Source organism: Caulobacter sp. 10L414, assembly GCF_056395525.1.
Window position 1 is genome coordinate 73,360 of the sequence record NZ_JBFTJR010000004.1, and the last position, 19,251, is coordinate 92,610.

Here is a 19,251-nt window from a genome sequence, read left to right on the forward strand (position 1 = left end):
GTGAAACTGTGATACTGTGAAATCATGAAAAACATCACAGTCTCTATCGATGACGAGACCTATCGGCGGGCCCGCATCAAGGCCGCCGAGCAGGAGACGTCTGTCTCGGCTCTGGTGCGGAAGTTCCTGGTCGAGGTGGCCCAGGACGAGAGCGAGTTCGAGCGGCTGAAGCGGCGCGAGGCGGAACTGCGGGCGAAGATCCGGGGCTTCCGCGCGGCCGACAACGTGCCGCGCGACGAACTCTATCGGCGCGGGGAGTAGGTGGCGGTCTTCTTCGACACCAACGTGCTGATCTATTCGATCAGCGAGGCGCCGGACGAGGCCGCCAAGCGCGAGGCCGCCAGGATTCTGTTGGATCGGACCGACGGGGTGCTGTCGGTGCAGGTGCTGCAGGAGTTCTACGTTCAGGCCACGCGTCCGTCGCGTCCTGGACGACTGGAGCCTGAAGACGCGGCTGAGTTCGTCCGGACCTGGACCCGCTTCAAGGTGCAGGACAACACCCTGGCCGTGCTGCTCTCGGCCCTGGAGATCAAGGCGCGCTACGGCTTTTCCTACTGGGACAGCGCCGTGATCGCGGCGGCCCGCGCCGCCGGCTGCACCGAACTTTTCACCGAGGATCTCTCGCACGGCCAAGTCGTCGAGGGTGTCCGCATCATCAACCCATTCCACTAGCCCAAACTTCAGCAAGCGCGAGGAGCGCCCCTATGAAGCCCAAGCACAAGAAGAACCACGACGGTCCGAAGGTCACCCGGGGGGTCAAGACGCTGGACGAGGCTCAGGCCTGGTTCCGCAGCCAGAACATCGAGGAGATCGAGTGCGTCGTGCCCGACCTGGCCGGCGTCGCGCGCGGCAAGATCATGCCGGTGCGCAAGTTCCTGGGGACCCCGTCGATGAACCTGCCGCTGGCGGTGTTCTACCAGACCATCACCGGCGATTTCCCCGAGTTCGAGGGGGCGGTGAACGCGGTGCAGTCCGACACCGACATCTTCCTCACTCCCGACTTCGCCACCCTGGCGGCCGTGCCGTGGGCGCAGGACCCGACGGCCCAGGTGATCCACGACGCCTTCCACCCCGACGGCCGGCCGGTGGAGGAAAGCCCCCGCCAGGTGCTGCGCCGGGTGCTGTCGCTCTATCGCGAGAAGGGCTGGAGCCCGATCGTGGCGCCGGAGATCGAGTTCTATCTGGTCGAGAAGAACGTCGACCCGGACTATCCGCTCAAGCCCCCCGTCGGTCGTTCGGGCCGTCCCGAGACCGGGCGCCAGGGCTATTCGATCAGCGCCGTCAACGAGTTCGACGCCCTGTTCGAGGACATGTACGAGTACTCCGAGCGCCAGGGCCTGGAGATCGACACCCTGATCCACGAGAGCGGGGTGGCGCAGATGGAGATCAACCTGCGCCACGGCACGCCGCTGGAGCTGGCCGACCAGGTGTTCATGATGAAGCGCACCATCCGCGAGGCGGCGCTGGAGCACGACATCTACGCCACCTTCATGGCCAAGCCGATGGCCACCGAGCCGGGCAGCGCCATGCACGTGCACCAGTCGATCCTGACCGAGGACGGCGACAACCTGTTCTCGGATCCGAAGACGGGCGAGGCGACGCCGGCCTTCTACGCCTTCATCGCCGGCCAGCAGCGCTACCTGCCGGCGATCATGGCCATCCTGGCGCCTTACGTGAACAGCTACCGCCGGATCGCCCGCGACAGCGGCGCGCCGGTCAACACCCAGTGGGGCTACGACAACCGCACCTGCGGCCTGCGGGTGCCGCCGTCGGACCCGGCCAACCGCCGGGTGGAGAACCGCATCCCCTCGTCCGACGCCAACCCGTACCTGGCCATCGCCGCGGTGCTGGCCTGCGGATACCTGGGCATGACCCAGAACCTGGCGCCGACCGCACCGGTGGAGATCGACGCCAGTGCGCGGGGGATCGAGCTGCCGCGCAGCCTCTTGGAGTCGGTGACCCTGTTCGAGGAGGCCAAGGCGCTGACCGACATTCTCGGCGCCACCTTCTGCAACGCCTACGCCCGGGTGAAGCAGGCCGAGTACGAGACCTTCATGCGCACCATCAGCCCGTGGGAGCGGGAGTTCCTGCTGCTGAACGTGTAGGGGCGGATGAACACCGGCCACCCCGCTGCCTCCTGGTACGCCGAGACGGCGCACGCCTTGCCGCCGCTGCCGGCGCTGGACGGCGAGACCACGACCGACGTCTGCGTCGTGGGCGCGGGCTACACCGGCCTTGGCGCGGCGCTGGAGCTGGCCACGCGGGGCGTGTCCGTCGTCGTGCTGGAGGCGGCGCAGGTCGGGTCCGGCGCCTCGGGTCGCAACGGCGGCCAGGTGCACATGGGCCAGCGCAACGACCAGGCCTGGCTGGAGAAGATGCTCGGCCGCGACGATGCGACGGCGCTGTGGCGGATGGCGCTGGACGCCCGTTCGCACCTGACCGCGACGATCGCCGAGCACGCCATCGCCTGCGACTTCGTCCCGGGCATGATCCACGCGCGCCACAAGAGCGGCGGCGAGGGCGAGGATCTCGACCACATCGAGTTCATGGCCGCCCGCTACGGCTATCATGAGCTGGAGCCGATCGACGAGGACGCCCTGGCCGAGGACCTGGGCACGGGGGTCTATCACGGCGGGGTGCGCGACAACGGCGGCGGCCACCTGCATCCGCTGAACCTGGCGCTGGGCCTGGCGCGGGCGGCGCTTTCGAAGGGCGCGGTCATCCACGAGCGCAGCCGGGCCCGGAGCTGGAGGCGCGAGGGCGGCCGGATCATGGTGGAGACCGCGGCGGGCCGGGTGCTGTGCGACCAGTTGATCCTGACCGGCGACGGCTATCTGGACGAACTGGCCGGCGGCGAGGCCCGCGCGCGGGTGATGCCGATCAACAACTTCGTGCTGGCCACCGAATCCTTGGGCGAGCGCGGCGAGGCGATCATCCGCTCGAACGCCGCCGTGGCCGACAGCCGCTTCGTCGTGAACTACTTCCGCAAGAGCCCGGATGGGCGGCTGCTGTTCGGCGGCGGCGAGAACTACCGGCCGGGCTTTCCGCCGGACCTGCCCGGCTTCGTGCGCCGGCACATGCTGAAGATCTATCCGAACCTCGCCGACGTGAAGGTGACCCACGCCTGGGGCGGAACCCTGGGGATCACGGTTCACCGCTCGCCCTATGTGCGCGAGCTGGCGCCGGGGGTGCGCGTGGCGGCCGGCTATTCGGGGCAGGGGGTGATGCTGGCGCCGTGGTTCGGCAAGCTGCTGGCCGATGCGGCCCTGGGCGAGCCGGCCGGGGTGGAGCTGCTGTCGCGCCTGCCGACGCCGCCGTTCCCGGGCGGGCGGCTGCTGCGCTGGCCGCTGACCGTGGCGGGGCTTTCCTGGTACGCGCTGCGCGACCGGCTATAGGGCCTTGGACCGAGCTCGCAGCGACAGGCAATAGGCGATCGTCACGGCCAGCCCGGCCAGGATCGCGCCGGAGCCGCCCATAACCGCCACGTCGAAGGGCGCGAAGGCCCAGAGCCCGGCATAGACCAGGCCGCTCAGCGCCATCGACCAGCCGCCGACCCGGTGCACCCGCCGCGCCAGGACGTTGGGGACGAAGCGCTTGGGCATGCGGTTGCCGAACCAGGCGACCATCAGGCCGATGGCGCCCATGACCAGCCGGTTGACCGTGTCGGTGTCGATATAGCCCAGCTTGCGCGCCAGGCTGGCGGCCAGGGCCAGGACGACGATGCCGACGCCCCAGGCGAGGTCGGCGATCACTTCCTTCTTCATTCCGCAACCTCCTGTCGGGGCGCCGATGCTTGCTCGCCGACACCGAACGAGTGGACGAAACCCAGCAGCGCCTCTTCGAGCACCGAGAGCTTCAGGTGGTAGATGACCGACTTGCCCGACTTCTCGGCGTGCACCAGGTCGGCCTCGCGCAGCACCGCGAAATGGGCCGACATGGTCGGCTTGGAGACGTCGAACTGGTCGCTGAGCTCGCCGGCGCTGAGCGGCCCCTTGCGAAGGAGCTGCAGCACCCGTCGGCGGGTGGGATCGGAGAGGGCCTTGAACACCTGGCTCATGATAAGACGATTAGCTAATCATCGAAATGAGTCAAGCGGCGACTGGCCTCGGCCCTCGCGTCGCGCTAACACCCCCTCATGGCGCGAACCAAGCTGAACCCTGAATTCGAGATCGAGGTCGACGGCGAGACCTATGTCTGGCGGCTGCAACGCACGCCCCACTGGTCGAAGGACCCGACCGAGCGGCACGGCATGGCCATCGCCGTCCATCACGTCGAGGGCAAGCGCGAGGTCGTCATCGAGTTTCCGCCCGGCGAGCAGCCCCGCTACGGCGCGCCGCAGCTGAAGACCGAACAGGTGCCCAAGAAGCTGGTGGCGACGGCCATCGCCTCGGCGCTTGAGGCCGGGTGGGAGCCCTGGTCGCGCGGCAAGCCGGTGATCATCGCGGTGGACGAGACCGGCGCCTGAGGGCGGCGGCTCGGCGAAGGGCGCGCAGCCTTAGGTCGGATCGACATTCCGGCAACCTAGCCTGTTTCCTCCGAGCTCCCCCGCGTAGGCGGGGGTCCAAGCTGCTTTTCGGGGGCAGTCAGGGCCGAGGACAATCCGCAGACGCCGCTTGGGTCCCCGCCTTCGCGGGGAAGAGCGGGTTTAGGGGACGTCTGTCGGGTGAATGTCGATAAGCCCTAGTCCAAGGCGGCCAAGCTGGGTTTGACGGCAGGCGGCCGGTCGGCGCGCCGGGCGTCGCGCGGCCGATTGACACCCGCCGCCCGCCGTTCTCCGATACCGTCGGTACCAAGCGTGGCGGGGTGAGATGCAAGGGCAGGTTTCGGAGCCGACGGGCAGTCTGGCCACCGCGCTGGGCCATGCGGCGCGGCTGCTGTCGCACGATCCCGAACTGGCGCGCGAGCAGGCCCTGGCGATTCTGGAAGCCGCGCCGCGTCATCCCGGCGCGACCCTGATCCTGGCTGCGGCCCTGCGGCTGGCGGGCGACCCGGCCGCCGCCTTGCCGGTGATCGATCCGCTGTCGCGCGCCCTGCCCCAGGCCGCGGAGGTGCAGCTGGAGCATGGCCTCGTCCTGCTGGATCTTGGCCGCACGCAGGAGGCCGCGGCGGCGCTGCGGCGCGCCACGACGCTGAACGCGAACCTGGGCGAGGCCTGGCGGGCGCTGTCGGTGGCCCTGACCGTGCTGGGCGACCTGGTCGGCGCCCAGGCCGCGGGGGATCGCCAGGTTAAGGCCTCGGTGCGCGATCCGGCGCTGATCGCGGCGGCCTCGGCCCTGGTCGAGGGCAAGCTGCCGCAGGCCGAGCATGGCCTGCGGGCTTACCTGGCGGCGCGCCCCGACGAGCCGGCCGCCCTGCGCATGCTGGCCGAGGTGGCCGCGCGGCTGGGCCGCTATGAGGACGCCGAACGGATTCTGACGGAGACCCTGGCCTTCGCCCCCGGGTTCACCGCCGCGCGGCACAACCTGGCCACCTTGCTCTATCGCCAGAACAAGACCTTGGAGGCGCTGGCGCAGCTCGATCTGCTGCAGGCGGCCGACCCGCGCCATCCGGCCTACGCCAACCTGCGCGCCGCCGCCCTGGTGCGGATCGGCGAGTACGAGGCGGCCGTGGCCATCTATCGCCAGGTGCTGGAGCATCATCCCCACCAGCCCAAGGGCTGGATGAGCTATGGCCACGCGCTGAAGACCCTGGGCCGCCGCGCCGAGTGCGAGGCGGCCTATCGCAAGGCCGTCGAGCAGGCGCCGATGCTGGGCGAGGCCTGGTGGAGCCTGGCCAACCTGAAGACCCTGCGCTTTTCCGAAGAGGACCTGGCCGTCATGGAGGGCCAGCTGGCCCGCGACGACCTGGCCGACGAGGATCGCTTCCACCTGCACTACGCCCTGGGCAAGGCGCTGGAGGACGCCGGCCGCTACGAGGCGTCGTTCGGGCACTACGCCAAGGGGGCCGAGCTGCGTCGTGTCCAGATCCGCTACGACGCCGACGAGACCACGGCCCACGCGACGCGCAGCAAGGCGCTGCTGACGCCGGCCTTCTTCGCCGAGCGCAAGGGCTGGGGCGCGGCCGCGGCCGACCCGATCTTCGTCGTCGGCCTGCCGCGCTCGGGCTCGACCCTGATCGAGCAGATCCTGGCCAGCCACTCGCAGGTCGAGGGCACGATGGAGCTGCCCGACGTCATCGCCATCGCCAAGCGGCTGGGCGGACGCCGGGGCGAGGGGCTGTATCCCGAGGCGCTGGCCGGGCTGGACGCCGAAGCCCTGCGGGCGCTGGGCGAGGAGTACGTCGAGCGCACCCGGGTGCAGCGCAAGACCGACCGGCCGTTCTTCGTCGACAAGATGCCCAACAACTTCGCTCATGCCGGGCTGATCCACCTGATGCTGCCCAATGCGAAGATCATCGACGCGCGCCGCCACCCGCTGGGCTGCTGCTTCTCGGGGTTCAAGCAGCATTTCGCGCGGGGCCAGACATTCAGCTACGGCCTGGAAGACATCGGGCGCTACTACGCCGACTACGTGGACCTGATGGCGCACGTCGACGCCGTGCTGCCGGGGCGCGTGCACCGGGTGATATACGAGGAGATGGTCGAGGATCCGGAAGGCCAGATCCGCCGGTTGCTGGATCATTGCGGCCTGCCGTTCGAGGCGACATGCCTGGATTTCCACCAGAACGACCGCGCCGTGCGCACGGCGAGCTCCGAACAGGTGCGCCAGCCGATTTTCCGCGACGGAGTGGACCAGTGGCGCAACTATGAACCCTGGCTTGGTCCGCTGAAGGCGGCGCTGGGCTCTGTCCTGACGGCCTATCCCGCCGCGCCTGTTATTTGACCACCGGAAGACGGCGCTGCCGTTTTTGCAACAGTCCGGTGAATTGCGCAGTCGCCGAGCTTTGCCGGATTGTCGGACTCACGACATTGAAAGAACGTCGTTCTCTCTGGGGCCAAGGAGCGAACACGTGTCGATTAGGCGTTCAAAAACAATGCGGTCGGGCCTTCTGGTCACGGCCCTGATGTCGAGCAGCGCGCTTTGTGGGGCGGCGCTGGCGCAGGAGAGCGGGGTGGCGCTGGAAGAGGTGGTCGTCACCGCCCAGAAGCGTTCGGAAAATCTGCAGGACGTGCCGGTCAGCATCCAGGCGCTGGGCCAGGCCAAGCTGGAGCAGCTGGAGGTCGCCGACTTCGCCGACTATGTGAAGTTCCTGCCCAGCGTGTCGTTCCAGGGCTCGGGGCCGGGCTTCAACCAGGTCTACATGCGCGGCGTCGCCAGCGGCGGCGACGGCAACCACTCCGGTTCGCTGCCCAGCGTGGGCATCTATCTGGACGAGCAGCCGATCACCACGATCCAGGGCGCGCTCGACGTCCACATCTACGACATCGAACGGGTCGAGGCCCTGGCCGGGCCGCAGGGCACCCTGTACGGCGCCAGCTCGCAGGCCGGCACCATCCGCATCATCACCAACAAGCCCAGCACGGCCGGCTTCAAGGCCGGCTACAGCCTGGAGGTCAACAAGGTCGACCACGGCGGCACGGGCTACGTGGCCGAGGGTTTCGTCAACCAGCCGCTGTCCGACACCATCGCCGTGCGCATGGTGGGGTGGAGCAAGCGCGACGCCGGCTACATCGACAACGTGCCGGGGGCGCGCACCTATCCGACCTCGGGCGTGACCATCAACAACGCCGGCGTGGCCGAGCAGAACTACAACGAGGTCGAGACCCACGGCGCCCGGGCGGCGGTGAAGGTCGAGCTGGGCGAGAACTGGACGATCACGCCCCAGGTCATGGGTCAGGTGCAGAAGAGCGGCGGCTTCTTCGGCTATGACCCCGACATCGGCGACCTGCAGGTCAGCCACTACTATCCGGAAAGCGCCGACGACCGCTGGTGGCAGGCGGCCATGACGGTCGAGGGCAAGATCAGCAACCTCGACATCGTCTATTCCGGTTCGTACCTGCAGCGCACGACCGACACCGAGCAGGACTACACCGACTACTCGTACTTCTACGACACGCTGTACGGCTACGGCGCCTACTGGACCGACGACGCCGGCAATCCGGTGGACCCGTCGCAGTTCATCCAGGGCAAGGACCGCTACAACCGGATCAGCCACGAACTGCGGGTCAGCTCGCCGCAGGACGCGCGCCTGCGCTTCGTCGCGGGCCTGTTCTACCAGCGCCAGGCGCACGGCATCCACCAGGACTACCAGATCTCGGCCCTGGGCGAGTCGCTGTCGGTTCCGGGCCACCCAGGCACCATCTGGCTGACCGAGCAGAAGCGCGTCGACCGCGACACGGCCGCGTTCGGCGAGGTGTCGTTCGACATCCTGCCCAACCTGACGGCCACCGCCGGCATCCGCTTCTTCGAGGCCGACAACTCGCTGGTGGGCTTCTACGGCTATGGCGCGGGCTACGGCTCGACGGGCGAGCGGGCCTGCTTCAAGGGGCCGGTGATCGCCGGTTCGCCCTGCACCAACCTCGACAAGCGGGTGAAGGAGACGGGCAACACGCCCAAGCTGAACCTCACCTACAAGATCGACCCCCACAAGCTGGTCTACGTGACCTATTCGGAAGGCTACCGGCCCGGCGGCATCAACCGGCGCGGCACCCTGCCGCCCTACCTGTCGGACTACCTGAAGAACTACGAGTTCGGCTGGAAGACCAGCTGGGCCCAGAACCGTCTTCGCTGGAACGGCGCGGTCTATCTGGAGAAGTGGAACAAGTTCCAGTTCTCGATCCTGGGGGCCAATGGCCTGACCGAGATCAAGAACGCCAACGAGGCCGAGATCAAGGGCGCGGAGACCGACCTGACCCTGGCGGTGTCCGAGGGCTTCACGATCAACGCCGCGGCCGCCTACACCGACGCCAAGCTGACGGCCAATTACTGCGGCGCCACCGACAGCGCCGGCGTGCCGATCACCGACTGTCCGCCGGGCTCGGTCGAGTTCCCCGACGGGCCGCAGGCCCCCAAGGGCACGCGCCTGCCGATCACGCCGAAGTTCAAGGCCAACCTGACGGCGCGCTACGAGTTCACCTGGAGCGACTACGACGCCTTCGTCCAGGGCTCGGTCGTGGGGCAGACCTCGTCCTATTCGGACCTGCGCACGGTCGAGGCGGGCATCCTGGGCAAGCAGGAGGGCTATGCGACCTTCGACCTGTCGGCGGGCTTCTCGCGCGCCAGCTGGTCGGTCTCGGCCTATCTGACCAACCTGACGGACGAGCGGGCCAGCACCAGCCGGTTCGTGCAGTGCGCCGAGGCGGTCTGCGCCGACAAGGTCTATGTCATCCCCAACCAGCCCCGGACCTTCGGCCTGAAGTTCGGCCAGAAGTTCTGATCGCTGACGAAAGCCCGCGCCGCCCCCGTCTCGCGACGGGGGCGGTTGCGCGTCCGGGACGGGGGTGAAAGCATGGCCGTATGAGTACTTCGTCGCCCAAGGCCCTCGGATTCTGGATGTGCAGCGCCCTGGTGGTGGGCAACATGATCGGCTCGGGCGTGTTCATGCTGCCCGCGTCGCTGGCGCCGTACGGTTGGAACGGCGTGCTGGGCTGGATCATCACCATCGCCGGCGGCCTCTGCCTGGCCTTCGTCTTCGCCCGGCTGTCGGCGGCCCTGCCGCGCGAGGGCGGCCCCTACGCCTATACCCAGGAGGCCTTCGGGCGGACGGCGGGATTCGTCGTGGCCTGGGCCTACTGGATCTCGCTGTGGGTGGGCAATGCGGCCATCGCCACCGGCGCGGTCAGCTATCTTTCCGTCCTGGTTCCCGGCATCGCCAAGACGCCGGGCCTGCATGCGCTGGTGACGCTGGCCCTGATCTGGGGCCTGATCGGCGTCAACTGCCTGGGCGCGCGGCTGGCGGGCGAGGTGCAGGTGGTGACCACGGTGCTCAAGCTGCTGCCGCTGGCGGCGGTGCTGGGCCTGTCGGCCTGGCTGCTGGGCCGCGACGGCGCCGCCGCGATCACCGCGCCGCTCGATACTGCGCAACTGGGCGGCCCGGGCCTCGTCGCCGCCTCGGCCCTGACGCTGTGGGCCTTGCTGGGCCTGGAGTCGGCCACCGTACCGGCCGACAAGGTCAAGGATCCGGCCCGCACCATCCCGCGCGCCACCCTGTTCGGCGCGGCCTTCACCGGCGTCGTCTACCTGCTGGTCTGCTCGGCGGTGGTGCTGCTTTCGCCCCCCGACGCCCTGAAGGCCTCCAACGCGCCGATGGCCGAGTTCATCGGCCGGTTCTGGGGCTCGGGCGCGGCCATGGCCGTGGCCGCCTTCGCCGCCATCAGCGCCTTCGGGGCGCTGAACGGCTGGGTGCTGCTGCAGGGCGAGATGCCCTACGCCATGGCCCGGGGCGGGGTGTTTCCGAAGTTTCTCGCCAAGTCGTCGGGCAGGGGAACGCCGGTGCGGGCCCACCTCGTCTCGGGCGTGTTCCTGACCGCACTGGTCGGGATCAACTACGCCAAGTCGATGGCCGACCTCTTCACCTTCATCGCCCTCCTGGCGACCACGGCCTCGCTGTTCACCTACCTGGCCTGCGCCCTGGCGGCGCTGAAGCTGCAGGCCAAGGGCCTGGTTCCCGGCTCGCGCCTGTTGACCGTGGTGGCGATCCTGGCCGGCCTCTACGCCGTCTTCACCCTGTTCGGCGCCGGCAGGGAGGCCGTGATGTGGGGCCTGGTGCTGCTGGCCGCCGGCCTTCCCGTCCATCTCCTGATGCGCCGTACGGCGCGCGCCTGAGGACCGACCCATGATGCTGCGCTCGACCCTGACGGCGGGCGTCGCCGCCCTGACGCTGCTGGCGGCCGGCTCCGCCCTGGCGCAGGTCTCCTACGTGCGGGCCGGCAGGCTGGTCGATCCGGTGGCCGGCAAGGTGCTGACCGACCGCCTGATCCGGATCGAGGGCGAGCGGATCACGGCCGTGAGCGCCTGGACCGGCGCGCCGACCGACGGGCCCGTGCGCGACTGGTCGGGCCTGACGGTGCTGCCCGGCCTGATCGACATGCACACCCACATCGTCGACCAGGAGCAGACCGAGAACATCGCCGAGCCGCTGCTGACCACGGCCGCCGAGCAGGCCTATATCGGCGCGGCCCATGCCCGCTCGACCCTGATGGCCGGCTTCACCAGCGTGCGCGACGTCGGGACCTGGCGGGCGTTCGGCGACGTGGCGCTGCGGGACGCCATCGACAAGGGCCTGGTCCCCGGGCCGCGGATGTCGGTCGCCGGGGCCTATGTGACCACGCCCGGCGGGGGCGGGGAGGTGACCGGCATCGCCGCCGACGTCGGCATTCCCGCCGAGATGCGCCGGGGCGTGGTGCAGGACGTGGCCGACACCCACCGCAAGACCCGCGACATCCTGGTGCACGGCGCCGACTTCCTGAAGCTGATCGCCACCGGCGCGGTGCTGACCGTCGGCACCGAGCCCGGCCAGCTGGAGCTTTCGAAGGAAGAGATCGAGGCCGCCGTCGAGGAGGCCGCCAAGCGCGGGACCTACGCCACCGCCCACGCCCATGGGGCCGAGGGGATCAAGGTGGCCGTTCGGGCCGGCGTGCGCTCGATCGAGCACGGCTCGCTGATCGATGACGAGGGGATCGCCCTGATGAAGGCCAGGGGCGCCTGGCTGGTCGCCGACATCTACAACGGCGATTACATCGACGAGATCGGCACGAAGAACGGCTGGCCGGCCGAGACCCTGCGCAAGAACCGCGAGACGACCGACGCCCAGCGCGAGGGCTTCCGCAAGGCGGTGAAGGCGGGCGTGCGCATCGCCTATGGCACCGACGCCGGCGTCTATCCGCACGGCCTGAACGCGCGCCAGCTGCCCTACATGGTCCGCTACGGCATGACGCCGATGCAGGCGATCCAGTCGGCGACGACCAGCGCGGCGGCTTTGATGGGCAAGGACAAGGACGTCGGCTGCGCCCAGGCCGGCTGCTACGCCGACCTGATCGCGGTGGCGGGCGATCCGCTGGCCGATGTCGGCGTGCTGGCGAACGTGGCCAAGGTCATGAAGGGCGGAGTTATCTACAAGGGCGAAACCTTGCCGGAGAATTAGCCATTTCGCGGCTGGCTCGGTGCGTGCATTGTGCGCCGCAACTCAATGTTGCTGTGCAGCATTGAAACAGCTGTCGCGAAGCGGTCCGTGGGGGAAAGCTGGCGTCAGCCTCGATGCAGGAGCCTCCCCATGGCCGACTCGAACCACTACTACGTCCGTCCCGTCGCCGGCGTCTGGCACGTGACCTGGAACGACTCGCCCGACCTGATCAGCTCGTGCCCCAGCCAGCATGAAGCCGTCGCCCTGGCCCAGCTTCTGGCCCGGCACATGACGAGCCAGGGCCGCTATGCCGAAGTGCACGTGGCCGAGCCGGAAGCCCGCCGCCCGACCTGGGGCCGCAAGGGCCTGGCCGGCGCCGCCGCCGTCGCGGCCTGATCCTTCCATTCCAATCTAGGCCGACTTGAAGCCGCTCCGATCCGTCGGGGCGGCTTTTTTCTCAAGGCAGCCAGGCCTTGGCCGCCGTCTCCAGCGCCAGCACGGCCTCGCCCGGGCTGAAGGTGCTGGGGTCCAGGCACAGTTCCAGCCACAGCCCGTCGACCATGGCCGTCAGGGCGATGGCCGCCAGGCGCCGGTCGCGCGCGCCGCAGTCGGCCAGCAGGGTCTCCAGCCGCGCCCGATAGGCGGCGTAGGAGGCGGCGTGGATGGCGGCGATGCGCGGCTTGGTCTTCACCAGCCCCCAGAAGCCGATCCAGGCCGCCAGCAGGTCGGGGTCCAGAACCGGCGGGGCGAAACTGGCCGCCAGATAGGCCGACAGGCGGGCGCGAGGGGCCTGGCCGGCGCCGGCCACTGCCGCCTCCAGCGCCGCGTCGATCCGCTGGTCCACCGCCTCGTAGGCGGCGGCGATCAGTTCATCGACGCCCTCGAAATAGTGCCGCAGCAGGCCGGCCGAGACACCGGCCTCGGCGCAGATCGTCCGCACGGAAGTCCCGGCCACGCCCTCGCGCGCCAGCACGGCCTCGGCCGCCGCGACCAGGGCCTGGCGGCGGACGTCGGGCGCTTCGCGGGTGAAGGGGGCGCGGGTCAGGGGAGGACCCCCTCAGTCGCTCCGCGACAGCTCCCCCAGAGGGGGAGCATCTTCAAAAGTCACTCCGCATCCCACCGGAACGCCGCGTCGATCCAGTCGCCGATGCGGCCGTCCGGACGCGCCAGGGCGTAGATCGCCGCCATCTCCTCGTTGGTCAGCGCGAAGTCGAAGATCGCGAAGTTCTCGGCCAGGCGCGCCGGGTTCTTGGTGCGCGGGATGGTGACCACGCCCTGCTGCACCTGCCAGCGCAGGGTGACCTGGCCCGGCGTCTTGCCGTACTTGTCGCCGATCGCCTTCAGCACCGGGTCGTCGCCGACCTTGCCCTGGGCCAGGGGCGACCAGGCGGTAATCGAGGCGCCCAGCTTGTCGGCGACAGCCCGCAGGGTCTTCTGCGACAGATAGGGATGGTACTCGACCTGGTTGGTGGCCAGCGGAGCCTCCGACAGCCTGGCCGCCTCCTCCCACAGCGCCGAGGGGAAGTTCGACAGGCCGATCGCCCGCGTGCGGCCGTCGGCCTTCACCGCGTTCAGGGCGGCGATGGTCTCGGCCAGGGCCGGCTTGGGCTTGGGCCAGTGCAGCAGCAGCAGGTCGACCTGGTCGACGCGCAGCTTCTTCAGGCTCTCGTCGACCGAGCGCTGCAGATCGCCGTCGGCGAACTTGTCGATCCACACCTTGGTGGTGACGAAGATATCGCCGCGGGCCACGCCGGTCGCCGCCAGGGCCGCGCCGACGTCCTGCTCGTTGCCGTAGATCTGGGCGGTGTCGACATGGCGATAGCCGAGCTCCAGCGCCTTCTCGGTCACGCCCTGGGCTAGGCCGTTCTCCAGCTGGTAGGTGCCCAGGCCGATGGCGGGGATCTCGACGTCGCCCGAACGGACGCCGGGGGTGGGGTTCGACATGGAAAGCTCCGCAAAATCTGGTCAGCCGGATATAGGCGCCGCGCCCGGCTTCGCCAGCCGAAGTTGCAGGTGCTGCAGGCCGGTCAGCAGCAGCGTGAGCGCGTAGAAGCCGGCCGACATCACGACCATGGTCACCAGCACGGCGGGATAGCCGCGCTTGGCCACGTCGAGGAACGGATAGGGATAGAACCCCGACACCGCCCCGTGCAGCAGCGTCCAGGCGCCGAAGGCGGCGGGGAAGACCAGCGCCTTCCAGGCCTGGTCCCAGCGCGCGGTCTCGCGGGGCGGGACCGCCAGCAGGTCGGCTAGGTAGAGCAGCGGGGCCGCCGTGTGCAGCAGGGTGTCGGCGACCCACTGCCAGCCCTTGGGGTCCCACAGCCCGGCCAGCAGCCAGTGATAGATGGCGCCGGTCACGGCGATGTAGACGCCGACCGCCACGCGGGTCCCCGCGCGTCGCGCCCACCCCGCCGGCCGCGATCCCGGCGCCAGGCCCGGCGCGACCAGCACCAGCCCGACGGCGATGTTGCTGAGGATGGTGAAGTAGCTGAAGAACCGTACGGTCGAGACCGCGGCCCGGGCGGCGTCCTCGCCCGCCACCATCAGGACGTACTGCAGCACGACGCCGAACCAGACGACGCCGGCGGCGATCAGGCGCCAGGAGCGGACGCGATCAGGCCTGCTGGTCATGGGCCTTGAGCACCTTCTTCGGCACGCAGGCGCGCCAGTGGCGCTCGAGCAGGCGGGTGACGGTTCCGGCCTCCGCCGCCGACAGCCGCGCCAGCACCATGGGATAGTTGCGATAGTGGTCGGTGAAATAGAAGGCCTCGGGCGCGGCCTCGATCAGCATCTCGCGCTCGTCGAACGGCACGCCGGGCAGGACCAGGCTGTCGCCGTCCTCCTTCAGCCGGGTCAGGAACTTGCCGTTCGCCTTGAGGCAGGGATAGCCATAGGACGTCCCGTCCGCGACCAGCGGCAAGGCGAAAGCAAAGGCGCGGACCTCGTCATAGGTGATGGGCATGGGCGAAGCTTCCTTTCCGCGACTATAGAGGGACCATGAGCGCGGAAAACACCCTGAAGACGCCGATCCTCGTGCTGGGCGCCACCAGCCTGATCGGGACGTTCCTGATGGACCGGCTGCAGGCCGCCGGCCACGAGCCGATGGGCCTGTCGCGGAGACCTCCGGGTGGAGACGCCTGCTGGATCGACGCCGACCTCAAGGGCGAAGACCTGGCCGAGCAGCTGCCGGGCGCGGCCACGGTGTTCTCGCTGTCGCCGATCTGGCTGCTGCCCGGCGTGCTGCCGCTCTTGCAAGCGCGCGGCATGAAGCGCCTGGTGGCCTTCTCCTCGACCAGCCGTTTCACCAAGGAAACCTCGCCCGAGGCCTCCGAGCGCGCCGTGGCCAAGGCCCTGGCGGACGCCGAGGACGCTGTCGAGGCCTTCTGCCGGGAACACGGCGTGGCCTGGACGATCCTGCGACCGACCCTGATCTATGCCGAGGGCCGCGACGGCAATGTCAGCCGCCTGGCCGGCCTGATCCGCCGCTTCAAGGTGCTGCCGCTGTCGGGGATGGGCGAGGGCCTGCGCCAGCCGGTCCACGCCGACGACCTGGCGGCCGGCGCCATCGCCGCCGCCACGGCGCCGGCCGCCCGCGACCGCGCCTACGCCCTGGTGGGCGGCGAGACCCTGCCCTATCGCGAGATGGCCCGCCGGGTGTTCGAGGGCCTGGGCCGTCGCCCGGCGATCCTCGTTCTGCCGCCCTGGCTGTTTGGCCTGCTCCTGACCCTGGCCCGCCCGTTCTTCCCCGGCGCCACCGCGGCCATGGGCGCGCGCATGAGCCAGGACCTGACGTTCGACTCGTCCGACGCGGTCAGGGATTTCGGGTGGGCGCCGAGGGATTTCCGGCCGCGGTTTTAAAACGCTCTCCCTGAAGGGGGAGCTGTCGCGAAGCGACTGAGGGGGAAGTTCCAGCGGCGCGTCCGCAGCCGCTTCCCCCTTCAGGGGGAGGATCGTCAAGCCAGCCCGGCCCGGCCGTAATACAGCATCCCCGCCGTCGGCCGCTTCAGCCCGCGACGAATGCGCGGGCCGAACTTGGTCGCCGACAGCAGGCGCGAGACCATCGCCTCGTCGCCGGCCCGGCGGAACGCCCGGGCCGAGGCCGACCACAGGGCCGTGGTGGTCGGATGGGGCAAGACGACGCCGCCGGCGGCGCCCAGGGCCAGCAGGCTCCAGCCGGCGAAACGATTGGCGGTGCGGTCGGGACGGGTCATCGGACATCTCCTTTCATGGGGTGGAGGAGGACCGCCGGGGCTGGGCGAGTGGCGGTCCTCCTCGGGCCGCCGAGCGAGCGTTTACTCGGCGGCGATGGGGGCCGCGTCGAACGCGATCCCCAGTCTGGAAGCGACGCCCGCGGCGTAGGCCGGGTCGGCGCGGTGGAAGTGAACCAGCTGGCGACGGACGATCGCCTCGGGCACGCCCCGCATGGCGCCGGCGATGTTGTCGAACAGCGCCGCCTGCTGGGCCGGGCTCATCAGCCGGAACAGCGCACCCGGCTGGGCGTAGTCGTCATTGCCGACCCGGTGATCGAAGCGGTCGGCGTCGCCGTACAGGGGCAGCGGCGGCTCGGCGGCCGACGGTTCCTGCACCGGCCCGCCGAAGCTGCTGGGCTCGTACCAGGCCTCCGTCCGCTTCGGCGCATCGAAGCGCATGGCGCCGTCGGCGTGGTAGTGGTTCACCGGGCAGCGCGGACGATTGACCGGCAGCGCCTCGTAGTGCGTGCCCACCCGGTAGCGGTGCGCGTCGGCATAGGCGAACAGGCGGCCCTGCAGCACCTTGTCCGGCGAGAAGCCGATCCCGGGCACAATGTTCGACGGCGAGAACGAGCTCTGCTCGACCTCGGCGAAATAGTTGTCCGGGTTGCGGTTCAGCTCCAGCACGCCGACCTCGATCAGCGGGAAGTCGGCATGCGGCCACACCTTGGTCAGGTCGAACGGATCGAAGGCCGTCTCGCGGGCCTGGGCTTCCGTCATGATCTGCACCTTCAGGGTCCAGCGCGGGTAGTCGCCGCCCTCGATGGCCTCGAACAGGTCGCGCTGGGCGCTCTCGCGGTCGCCCGCGATCACCGCATTGCCCTCATCGTTGGTCCAGGTGCGGATCCCCTGCTGAGACTTGAAGTGGAACTTCACCCAGACGCGCTCATTGGCGTCGTTGATGAAGCTGTAGGTGTGGCTGCCGAAGCCGTGCATATGGCGATAGCCCTGCGGCAGGCCGCGGTCCGAGAACAGGATCGTCACCTGGTGCAGGCTTTCAGGCGACAGGCTCCAGAAGTCCCACATCGCCGTCGGCGAGCGCAGGTTCGACACCGGATGGCGCTTCTGGGTGCGGATGAAGTCGGGGAACTTCAGCGGGTCGCGGATGAAGAACACCGGGGTGTTGTTGCCCACCAGGTCCCAGTTGCCCTCCTCGGTATAGACCTTGAGGGCGAAGCCGCGCACGTCGCGCTCGGCGTCGGCCGCGCCGCGCTCGCCCGCCACCGTCGAAAAGCGCAGCAGCACTTCGGACGTCGCGCCCGGCTGCAGGGCCTTGGCCTTGGTCCAGGCGCTGATGTCGTGGGTGATGGTCAGCGTACCGTAGGCCGCCGAGCCCTTGGCGTGGACCACGCGCTCGGGGATGCGCTCGCGGTTCTGGTGGGCCAGCTTCTCGATCAGCTGGTAGTCCTGCATCAGCAGGGGGCCGCGCGGGCCGGCCGACAGGCTGTTTTGGTTGTCCGCGACGGGCGCGCCGGCCGTGGTGGTCAGGATGGTCTTGGTCATGTCGCCCTCGTCGAATTCCGTAACGCCACTGTCGCGGGCGGCGTTCGATAAATCCAATTGATCGTTTTTCTCCGTAAGATCGGAGAAATTTATCGAACCATAGCGCGGGCGATCACGTGGTTCTTGGAAGGACGCATCGGCTCGACCCGGCGGGCGCGGCGGTTTAAGCCAAGCCGCATGACCGCCATCCTGCCCGACGCCGCCGCCGCCAACTGGGTCGACCGCTACGCTCCCGAGCGCTTGCGCCCCTGGCTCAAGCTCGGACGTTTCGACCGCCCGGCCGGCATCTGGCTGCTGATGCTGCCCGGCTGGCAGGGCATCGCCCTGGCCGCGGCCGAGAAGGGCCAGTTGCCCAATCCCTGGCTGCTGATCGCCTTCTTCGTCGGAGCGGCGCTGATGCGGGCGGCCGGCTGCGCCTTCAACGACATCGTCGACCGCGACTTCGACGCCCAGGTGGCCCGCACCGCCCTGCGCCCGATCCCGGCCGGCCTGATCACCGTCAAGCAGGCCTGGCTGTTCCTGGTCGGCTGCAGCCTGACGAGTTTCCTCATTCTGATCTGCCTGGGCTGGGTCGCCATCGGCCTGGGCGTGGCCTCGCTGCTTCTGGTGGCCGGCTACCCGTTCATGAAGCGCATCACCTGGTGGCCGCAGGCGTGGCTGGGCCTGACCTTCAACTGGGGCGCCCTCCTGGGCTACGCCGCCGCGACCCACACGCTGAGCTGGTCGGCCGCCCTGCTCTACGCCTCGGGCATCTTCTGGACCCTGGGCTACGACACGATCTACGCCATCCAGGACATCGAGGACGACGCCCTGGCCGGGGTGAAGTCGTCGACCCGCCGCCTCGGCTCCAAGGTCCGCGAGGGGGTGGCGATCTTCTACGTCCTGGCCTTCGCGCTGGCGCTGGCCGCCGCCTGGGTCGGAGGCCTGGGACCGCTGTACCTGCCGCTGCTGGGCCTTTTCGGCCTGCACCTGTCGCGCCAGGCCGTGGCCGTGCGCGTCGACGACGGTCCCGGCGCGCTGAAGATCTTCAAGTCCAACGCCCAGGCCGGCGCGATCCTGGTGCTGGCCCTGGTGGCGGGCCTGTGGACCCCGGCAGGGTTCTAGAACGGCCCCGCGCGGTAGATCCGCTCCATCGATCGCTCCAGCTCGCCCAACCGCCGGTCATAGGCCCGGTTCAGGCAGGCGCGATTGGCCTTGCAGGTCGCGCGATCGTTCAGCCAGGCCTGTTGGCCGTCCATCAGCGCGCCGCGCGCGCCCATGCCCATGGTGCGCTTGTTGATGTCGTAGAGCACGCTCATCCGCACGTCCTTGTTGTCCAGCCCGCGGTCCGCGCAGATCGCCCGCTCGTCGGCCCGCCGGGCCTTTGCGCAGTCGAAGCTGGCGGCGTGCGCGGCCCCGGCGAGCCCGAGCGAGACAAGGGCGACGGCGACGAACAAGCGCATGAAAATCCTCCGGAAACGGGCCTGACCTAACGGCATTCTGTCGGGCTGAACCTGAA

21 protein-coding genes are annotated in these 19,251 nt (G+C 69.5%); 12 read left to right on the forward strand and 9 right to left on the reverse strand.

Features of this window, described 5'->3' with window-relative positions; all coding sequences use genetic code 11:
- Nucleotides 1-24: 24 nt before the first annotated feature.
- From AC1DCG_RS02470 to AC1DCG_RS02485, 4 genes are read left to right on the forward strand one after another with little or no spacing between them, the layout of a single operon-like run.
- Complete coding sequence (locus tag AC1DCG_RS02470; protein ID WP_165259320.1) at nt 25-261, forward strand: hypothetical protein; 237 nt, start codon at nt 25-27, stop codon at nt 259-261.
- Nucleotides 262-672, forward strand: coding sequence for a PIN domain-containing protein (locus AC1DCG_RS02475; protein ID WP_477029568.1), 411 nt, complete (start codon nt 262-264; stop codon nt 670-672).
- 32 nt (nt 673-704) lie between these two features.
- The gene (locus tag AC1DCG_RS02480) at nt 705-2,105 is read left to right on the forward strand and encodes a glutamine synthetase family protein (protein WP_165259317.1); all 1,401 of its coding nucleotides are present in this window, start codon (nt 705-707) and stop codon (nt 2,103-2,105) included.
- Nucleotides 2,106-2,111: 6 nt separating this feature from the next.
- The gene (locus AC1DCG_RS02485; protein WP_477029569.1) at nt 2,112-3,395 is read left to right on the forward strand and encodes an NAD(P)/FAD-dependent oxidoreductase; all 1,284 of its coding nucleotides are present in this window, start codon (nt 2,112-2,114) and stop codon (nt 3,393-3,395) included.
- Here AC1DCG_RS02485 and AC1DCG_RS02490 read toward each other — a convergent pair.
- Both AC1DCG_RS02490 and AC1DCG_RS02495 read right to left on the reverse strand, forming a co-directional pair.
- On the reverse strand, nt 3,390-3,764 hold the full coding sequence (locus tag AC1DCG_RS02490; protein WP_205691658.1) for an SdpI family protein: 375 nt from the start codon (nt 3,762-3,764) through the stop codon (nt 3,390-3,392). The two genes, AC1DCG_RS02485 and AC1DCG_RS02490, sit on opposite strands and share 6 nt — an antisense overlap.
- Nucleotides 3,761-4,057, reverse strand: a complete 297-nt coding sequence (locus AC1DCG_RS02495) for an autorepressor SdpR family transcription factor (protein ID WP_165259314.1) — start codon at nt 4,055-4,057, stop codon at nt 3,761-3,763. The genes AC1DCG_RS02490 and AC1DCG_RS02495 overlap by 4 nt, the downstream gene beginning before the upstream one ends.
- A 78-nt stretch (nt 4,058-4,135) precedes the next feature.
- Between AC1DCG_RS02495 and AC1DCG_RS02500 the strand changes: the two genes are divergently transcribed.
- The 6 genes from AC1DCG_RS02500 (at nt 4,136) to AC1DCG_RS02525 (ending at nt 12,396) form a co-directional block, all read left to right on the forward strand.
- Nucleotides 4,136-4,465, forward strand: a complete 330-nt coding sequence (locus tag AC1DCG_RS02500) for a hypothetical protein (protein ID WP_477029570.1) — start codon at nt 4,136-4,138, stop codon at nt 4,463-4,465.
- 343 nt (nt 4,466-4,808) lie between these two features.
- On the forward strand, nt 4,809-6,821 hold the full coding sequence (locus AC1DCG_RS02505) for a sulfotransferase (RefSeq protein WP_477029571.1): 2,013 nt from the start codon (nt 4,809-4,811) through the stop codon (nt 6,819-6,821).
- 151 nt (nt 6,822-6,972) lie between these two features.
- Nucleotides 6,973-9,315, forward strand: coding sequence for a TonB-dependent receptor (locus AC1DCG_RS02510; protein ID WP_477029572.1), 2,343 nt, complete (start codon nt 6,973-6,975; stop codon nt 9,313-9,315).
- 80 nt (nt 9,316-9,395) lie between these two features.
- The gene (locus tag AC1DCG_RS02515) at nt 9,396-10,703 is read left to right on the forward strand and encodes an APC family permease (RefSeq protein WP_477029573.1); all 1,308 of its coding nucleotides are present in this window, start codon (nt 9,396-9,398) and stop codon (nt 10,701-10,703) included.
- A gap of 13 nt (nt 10,704-10,716) precedes the next feature.
- The gene (locus tag AC1DCG_RS02520; RefSeq protein WP_477029644.1) at nt 10,717-12,021 is read left to right on the forward strand and encodes a Xaa-Pro dipeptidase; all 1,305 of its coding nucleotides are present in this window, start codon (nt 10,717-10,719) and stop codon (nt 12,019-12,021) included.
- 129 nt (nt 12,022-12,150) lie between these two features.
- Nucleotides 12,151-12,396 carry a hypothetical protein gene (locus AC1DCG_RS02525; RefSeq protein ID WP_101718012.1) on the forward strand — a complete coding sequence of 82 codons (246 nt, stop codon included), beginning with the start codon at nt 12,151-12,153 and terminating at the stop codon, nt 12,394-12,396.
- Nucleotides 12,397-12,457: 61 nt separating this feature from the next.
- Here the strand turns inward: AC1DCG_RS02525 and AC1DCG_RS02530 are convergent, their stop codons facing one another.
- Genes AC1DCG_RS02530 through AC1DCG_RS02545 form a run of 4 tightly spaced genes read right to left on the reverse strand, consistent with a single transcriptional unit; the run spans nt 12,458 to nt 14,962 of the window.
- Entirely contained in the window at nt 12,458-13,045 is a 588-nt protein-coding gene (locus AC1DCG_RS02530) for a TetR/AcrR family transcriptional regulator (protein ID WP_477029645.1), read from the reverse strand.
- Nucleotides 13,046-13,104: 59 nt separating this feature from the next.
- A complete protein-coding gene (locus AC1DCG_RS02535; protein ID WP_477031049.1) occupies nt 13,105-13,944 on the reverse strand; it encodes an aldo/keto reductase in 840 nt (279 codons plus the stop codon).
- A 21-nt stretch (nt 13,945-13,965) separates the two neighbouring features.
- The gene (locus tag AC1DCG_RS02540; protein ID WP_477031050.1) at nt 13,966-14,631 is read right to left on the reverse strand and encodes a Pr6Pr family membrane protein; all 666 of its coding nucleotides are present in this window, start codon (nt 14,629-14,631) and stop codon (nt 13,966-13,968) included.
- On the reverse strand, nt 14,615-14,962 hold the full coding sequence (locus tag AC1DCG_RS02545) for an MmcQ/YjbR family DNA-binding protein (RefSeq protein ID WP_477031051.1): 348 nt from the start codon (nt 14,960-14,962) through the stop codon (nt 14,615-14,617). The genes AC1DCG_RS02540 and AC1DCG_RS02545 overlap by 17 nt, the downstream gene beginning before the upstream one ends.
- A 35-nt stretch (nt 14,963-14,997) precedes the next feature.
- On the opposite strand from AC1DCG_RS02545, the gene AC1DCG_RS02550 reads away from it, so the two are divergent.
- Nucleotides 14,998-15,858 (forward strand): NAD-dependent epimerase/dehydratase family protein, encoded by an 861-nt coding sequence (locus AC1DCG_RS02550; RefSeq protein WP_477031052.1) that lies wholly within the window; start codon nt 14,998-15,000, stop codon nt 15,856-15,858.
- A 95-nt stretch (nt 15,859-15,953) separates the two neighbouring features.
- Here the strand turns inward: AC1DCG_RS02550 and AC1DCG_RS02555 are convergent, their stop codons facing one another.
- Nucleotides 15,954-16,211, reverse strand: coding sequence for a hypothetical protein (locus tag AC1DCG_RS02555; RefSeq protein WP_477031053.1), 258 nt, complete (start codon nt 16,209-16,211; stop codon nt 15,954-15,956).
- 81 nt (nt 16,212-16,292) lie between these two features.
- Nucleotides 16,293-17,753 carry a catalase gene (locus tag AC1DCG_RS02560; RefSeq protein WP_477031054.1) on the reverse strand — a complete coding sequence of 487 codons (1,461 nt, stop codon included), beginning with the start codon at nt 17,751-17,753 and terminating at the stop codon, nt 16,293-16,295.
- Nucleotides 17,754-17,930: 177 nt separating this feature from the next.
- On the opposite strand from AC1DCG_RS02560, the gene ubiA reads away from it, so the two are divergent.
- Nucleotides 17,931-18,857 carry a 4-hydroxybenzoate octaprenyltransferase gene (gene ubiA / locus AC1DCG_RS02565; protein ID WP_477031055.1) on the forward strand — a complete coding sequence of 309 codons (927 nt, stop codon included), beginning with the start codon at nt 17,931-17,933 and terminating at the stop codon, nt 18,855-18,857.
- Here ubiA and AC1DCG_RS02570 read toward each other — a convergent pair.
- Nucleotides 18,854-19,195, reverse strand: a complete 342-nt coding sequence (locus tag AC1DCG_RS02570) for a lysozyme inhibitor LprI family protein (RefSeq protein WP_165263062.1) — start codon at nt 19,193-19,195, stop codon at nt 18,854-18,856. The genes ubiA and AC1DCG_RS02570 overlap by 4 nt on opposite strands.
- Nucleotides 19,196-19,251: the final 56 nt, after the last annotated feature.

Coding starts and splice junctions, on each gene's coding strand:
- AC1DCG_RS02525 (WP_101718012.1), top strand. CDS start 12,151: ATGGCCGACTCGAACCACTACTACGTCCGTCCCGTCGCCGGCGTCTGG.
- AC1DCG_RS02505 (WP_477029571.1), top strand. CDS start 4,809: ATGCAAGGGCAGGTTTCGGAGCCGACGGGCAGTCTGGCCACCGCGCTG.
- AC1DCG_RS02510 (WP_477029572.1), top strand. CDS start 6,973: ATGCGGTCGGGCCTTCTGGTCACGGCCCTGATGTCGAGCAGCGCGCTT.
- AC1DCG_RS02545 (WP_477031051.1), bottom strand. CDS start 14,962: ATGCCCATCACCTATGACGAGGTCCGCGCCTTTGCTTTCGCCTTGCCG.
- AC1DCG_RS02470 (WP_165259320.1), top strand. CDS start 25: ATGAAAAACATCACAGTCTCTATCGATGACGAGACCTATCGGCGGGCC.
- AC1DCG_RS02560 (WP_477031054.1), bottom strand. CDS start 17,753: ATGACCAAGACCATCCTGACCACCACGGCCGGCGCGCCCGTCGCGGAC.
- AC1DCG_RS02520 (WP_477029644.1), top strand. CDS start 10,717: ATGCTGCGCTCGACCCTGACGGCGGGCGTCGCCGCCCTGACGCTGCTG.
- AC1DCG_RS02480 (WP_165259317.1), top strand. CDS start 705: ATGAAGCCCAAGCACAAGAAGAACCACGACGGTCCGAAGGTCACCCGG.
- AC1DCG_RS02570 (WP_165263062.1), bottom strand. CDS start 19,195: ATGCGCTTGTTCGTCGCCGTCGCCCTTGTCTCGCTCGGGCTCGCCGGG.
- AC1DCG_RS02550 (WP_477031052.1), top strand. CDS start 14,998: ATGAGCGCGGAAAACACCCTGAAGACGCCGATCCTCGTGCTGGGCGCC.
- AC1DCG_RS02500 (WP_477029570.1), top strand. CDS start 4,136: ATGGCGCGAACCAAGCTGAACCCTGAATTCGAGATCGAGGTCGACGGC.
- AC1DCG_RS02555 (WP_477031053.1), bottom strand. CDS start 16,211: ATGACCCGTCCCGACCGCACCGCCAATCGTTTCGCCGGCTGGAGCCTG.
- AC1DCG_RS02540 (WP_477031050.1), bottom strand. CDS start 14,631: ATGACCAGCAGGCCTGATCGCGTCCGCTCCTGGCGCCTGATCGCCGCC.
- AC1DCG_RS02490 (WP_205691658.1), bottom strand. CDS start 3,764: ATGAAGAAGGAAGTGATCGCCGACCTCGCCTGGGGCGTCGGCATCGTC.
- AC1DCG_RS02515 (WP_477029573.1), top strand. CDS start 9,396: ATGAGTACTTCGTCGCCCAAGGCCCTCGGATTCTGGATGTGCAGCGCC.
- ubiA (WP_477031055.1), top strand. CDS start 17,931: ATGACCGCCATCCTGCCCGACGCCGCCGCCGCCAACTGGGTCGACCGC.
- AC1DCG_RS02535 (WP_477031049.1), bottom strand. CDS start 13,944: ATGTCGAACCCCACCCCCGGCGTCCGTTCGGGCGACGTCGAGATCCCC.
- AC1DCG_RS02495 (WP_165259314.1), bottom strand. CDS start 4,057: ATGAGCCAGGTGTTCAAGGCCCTCTCCGATCCCACCCGCCGACGGGTG.
- AC1DCG_RS02485 (WP_477029569.1), top strand. CDS start 2,112: ATGAACACCGGCCACCCCGCTGCCTCCTGGTACGCCGAGACGGCGCAC.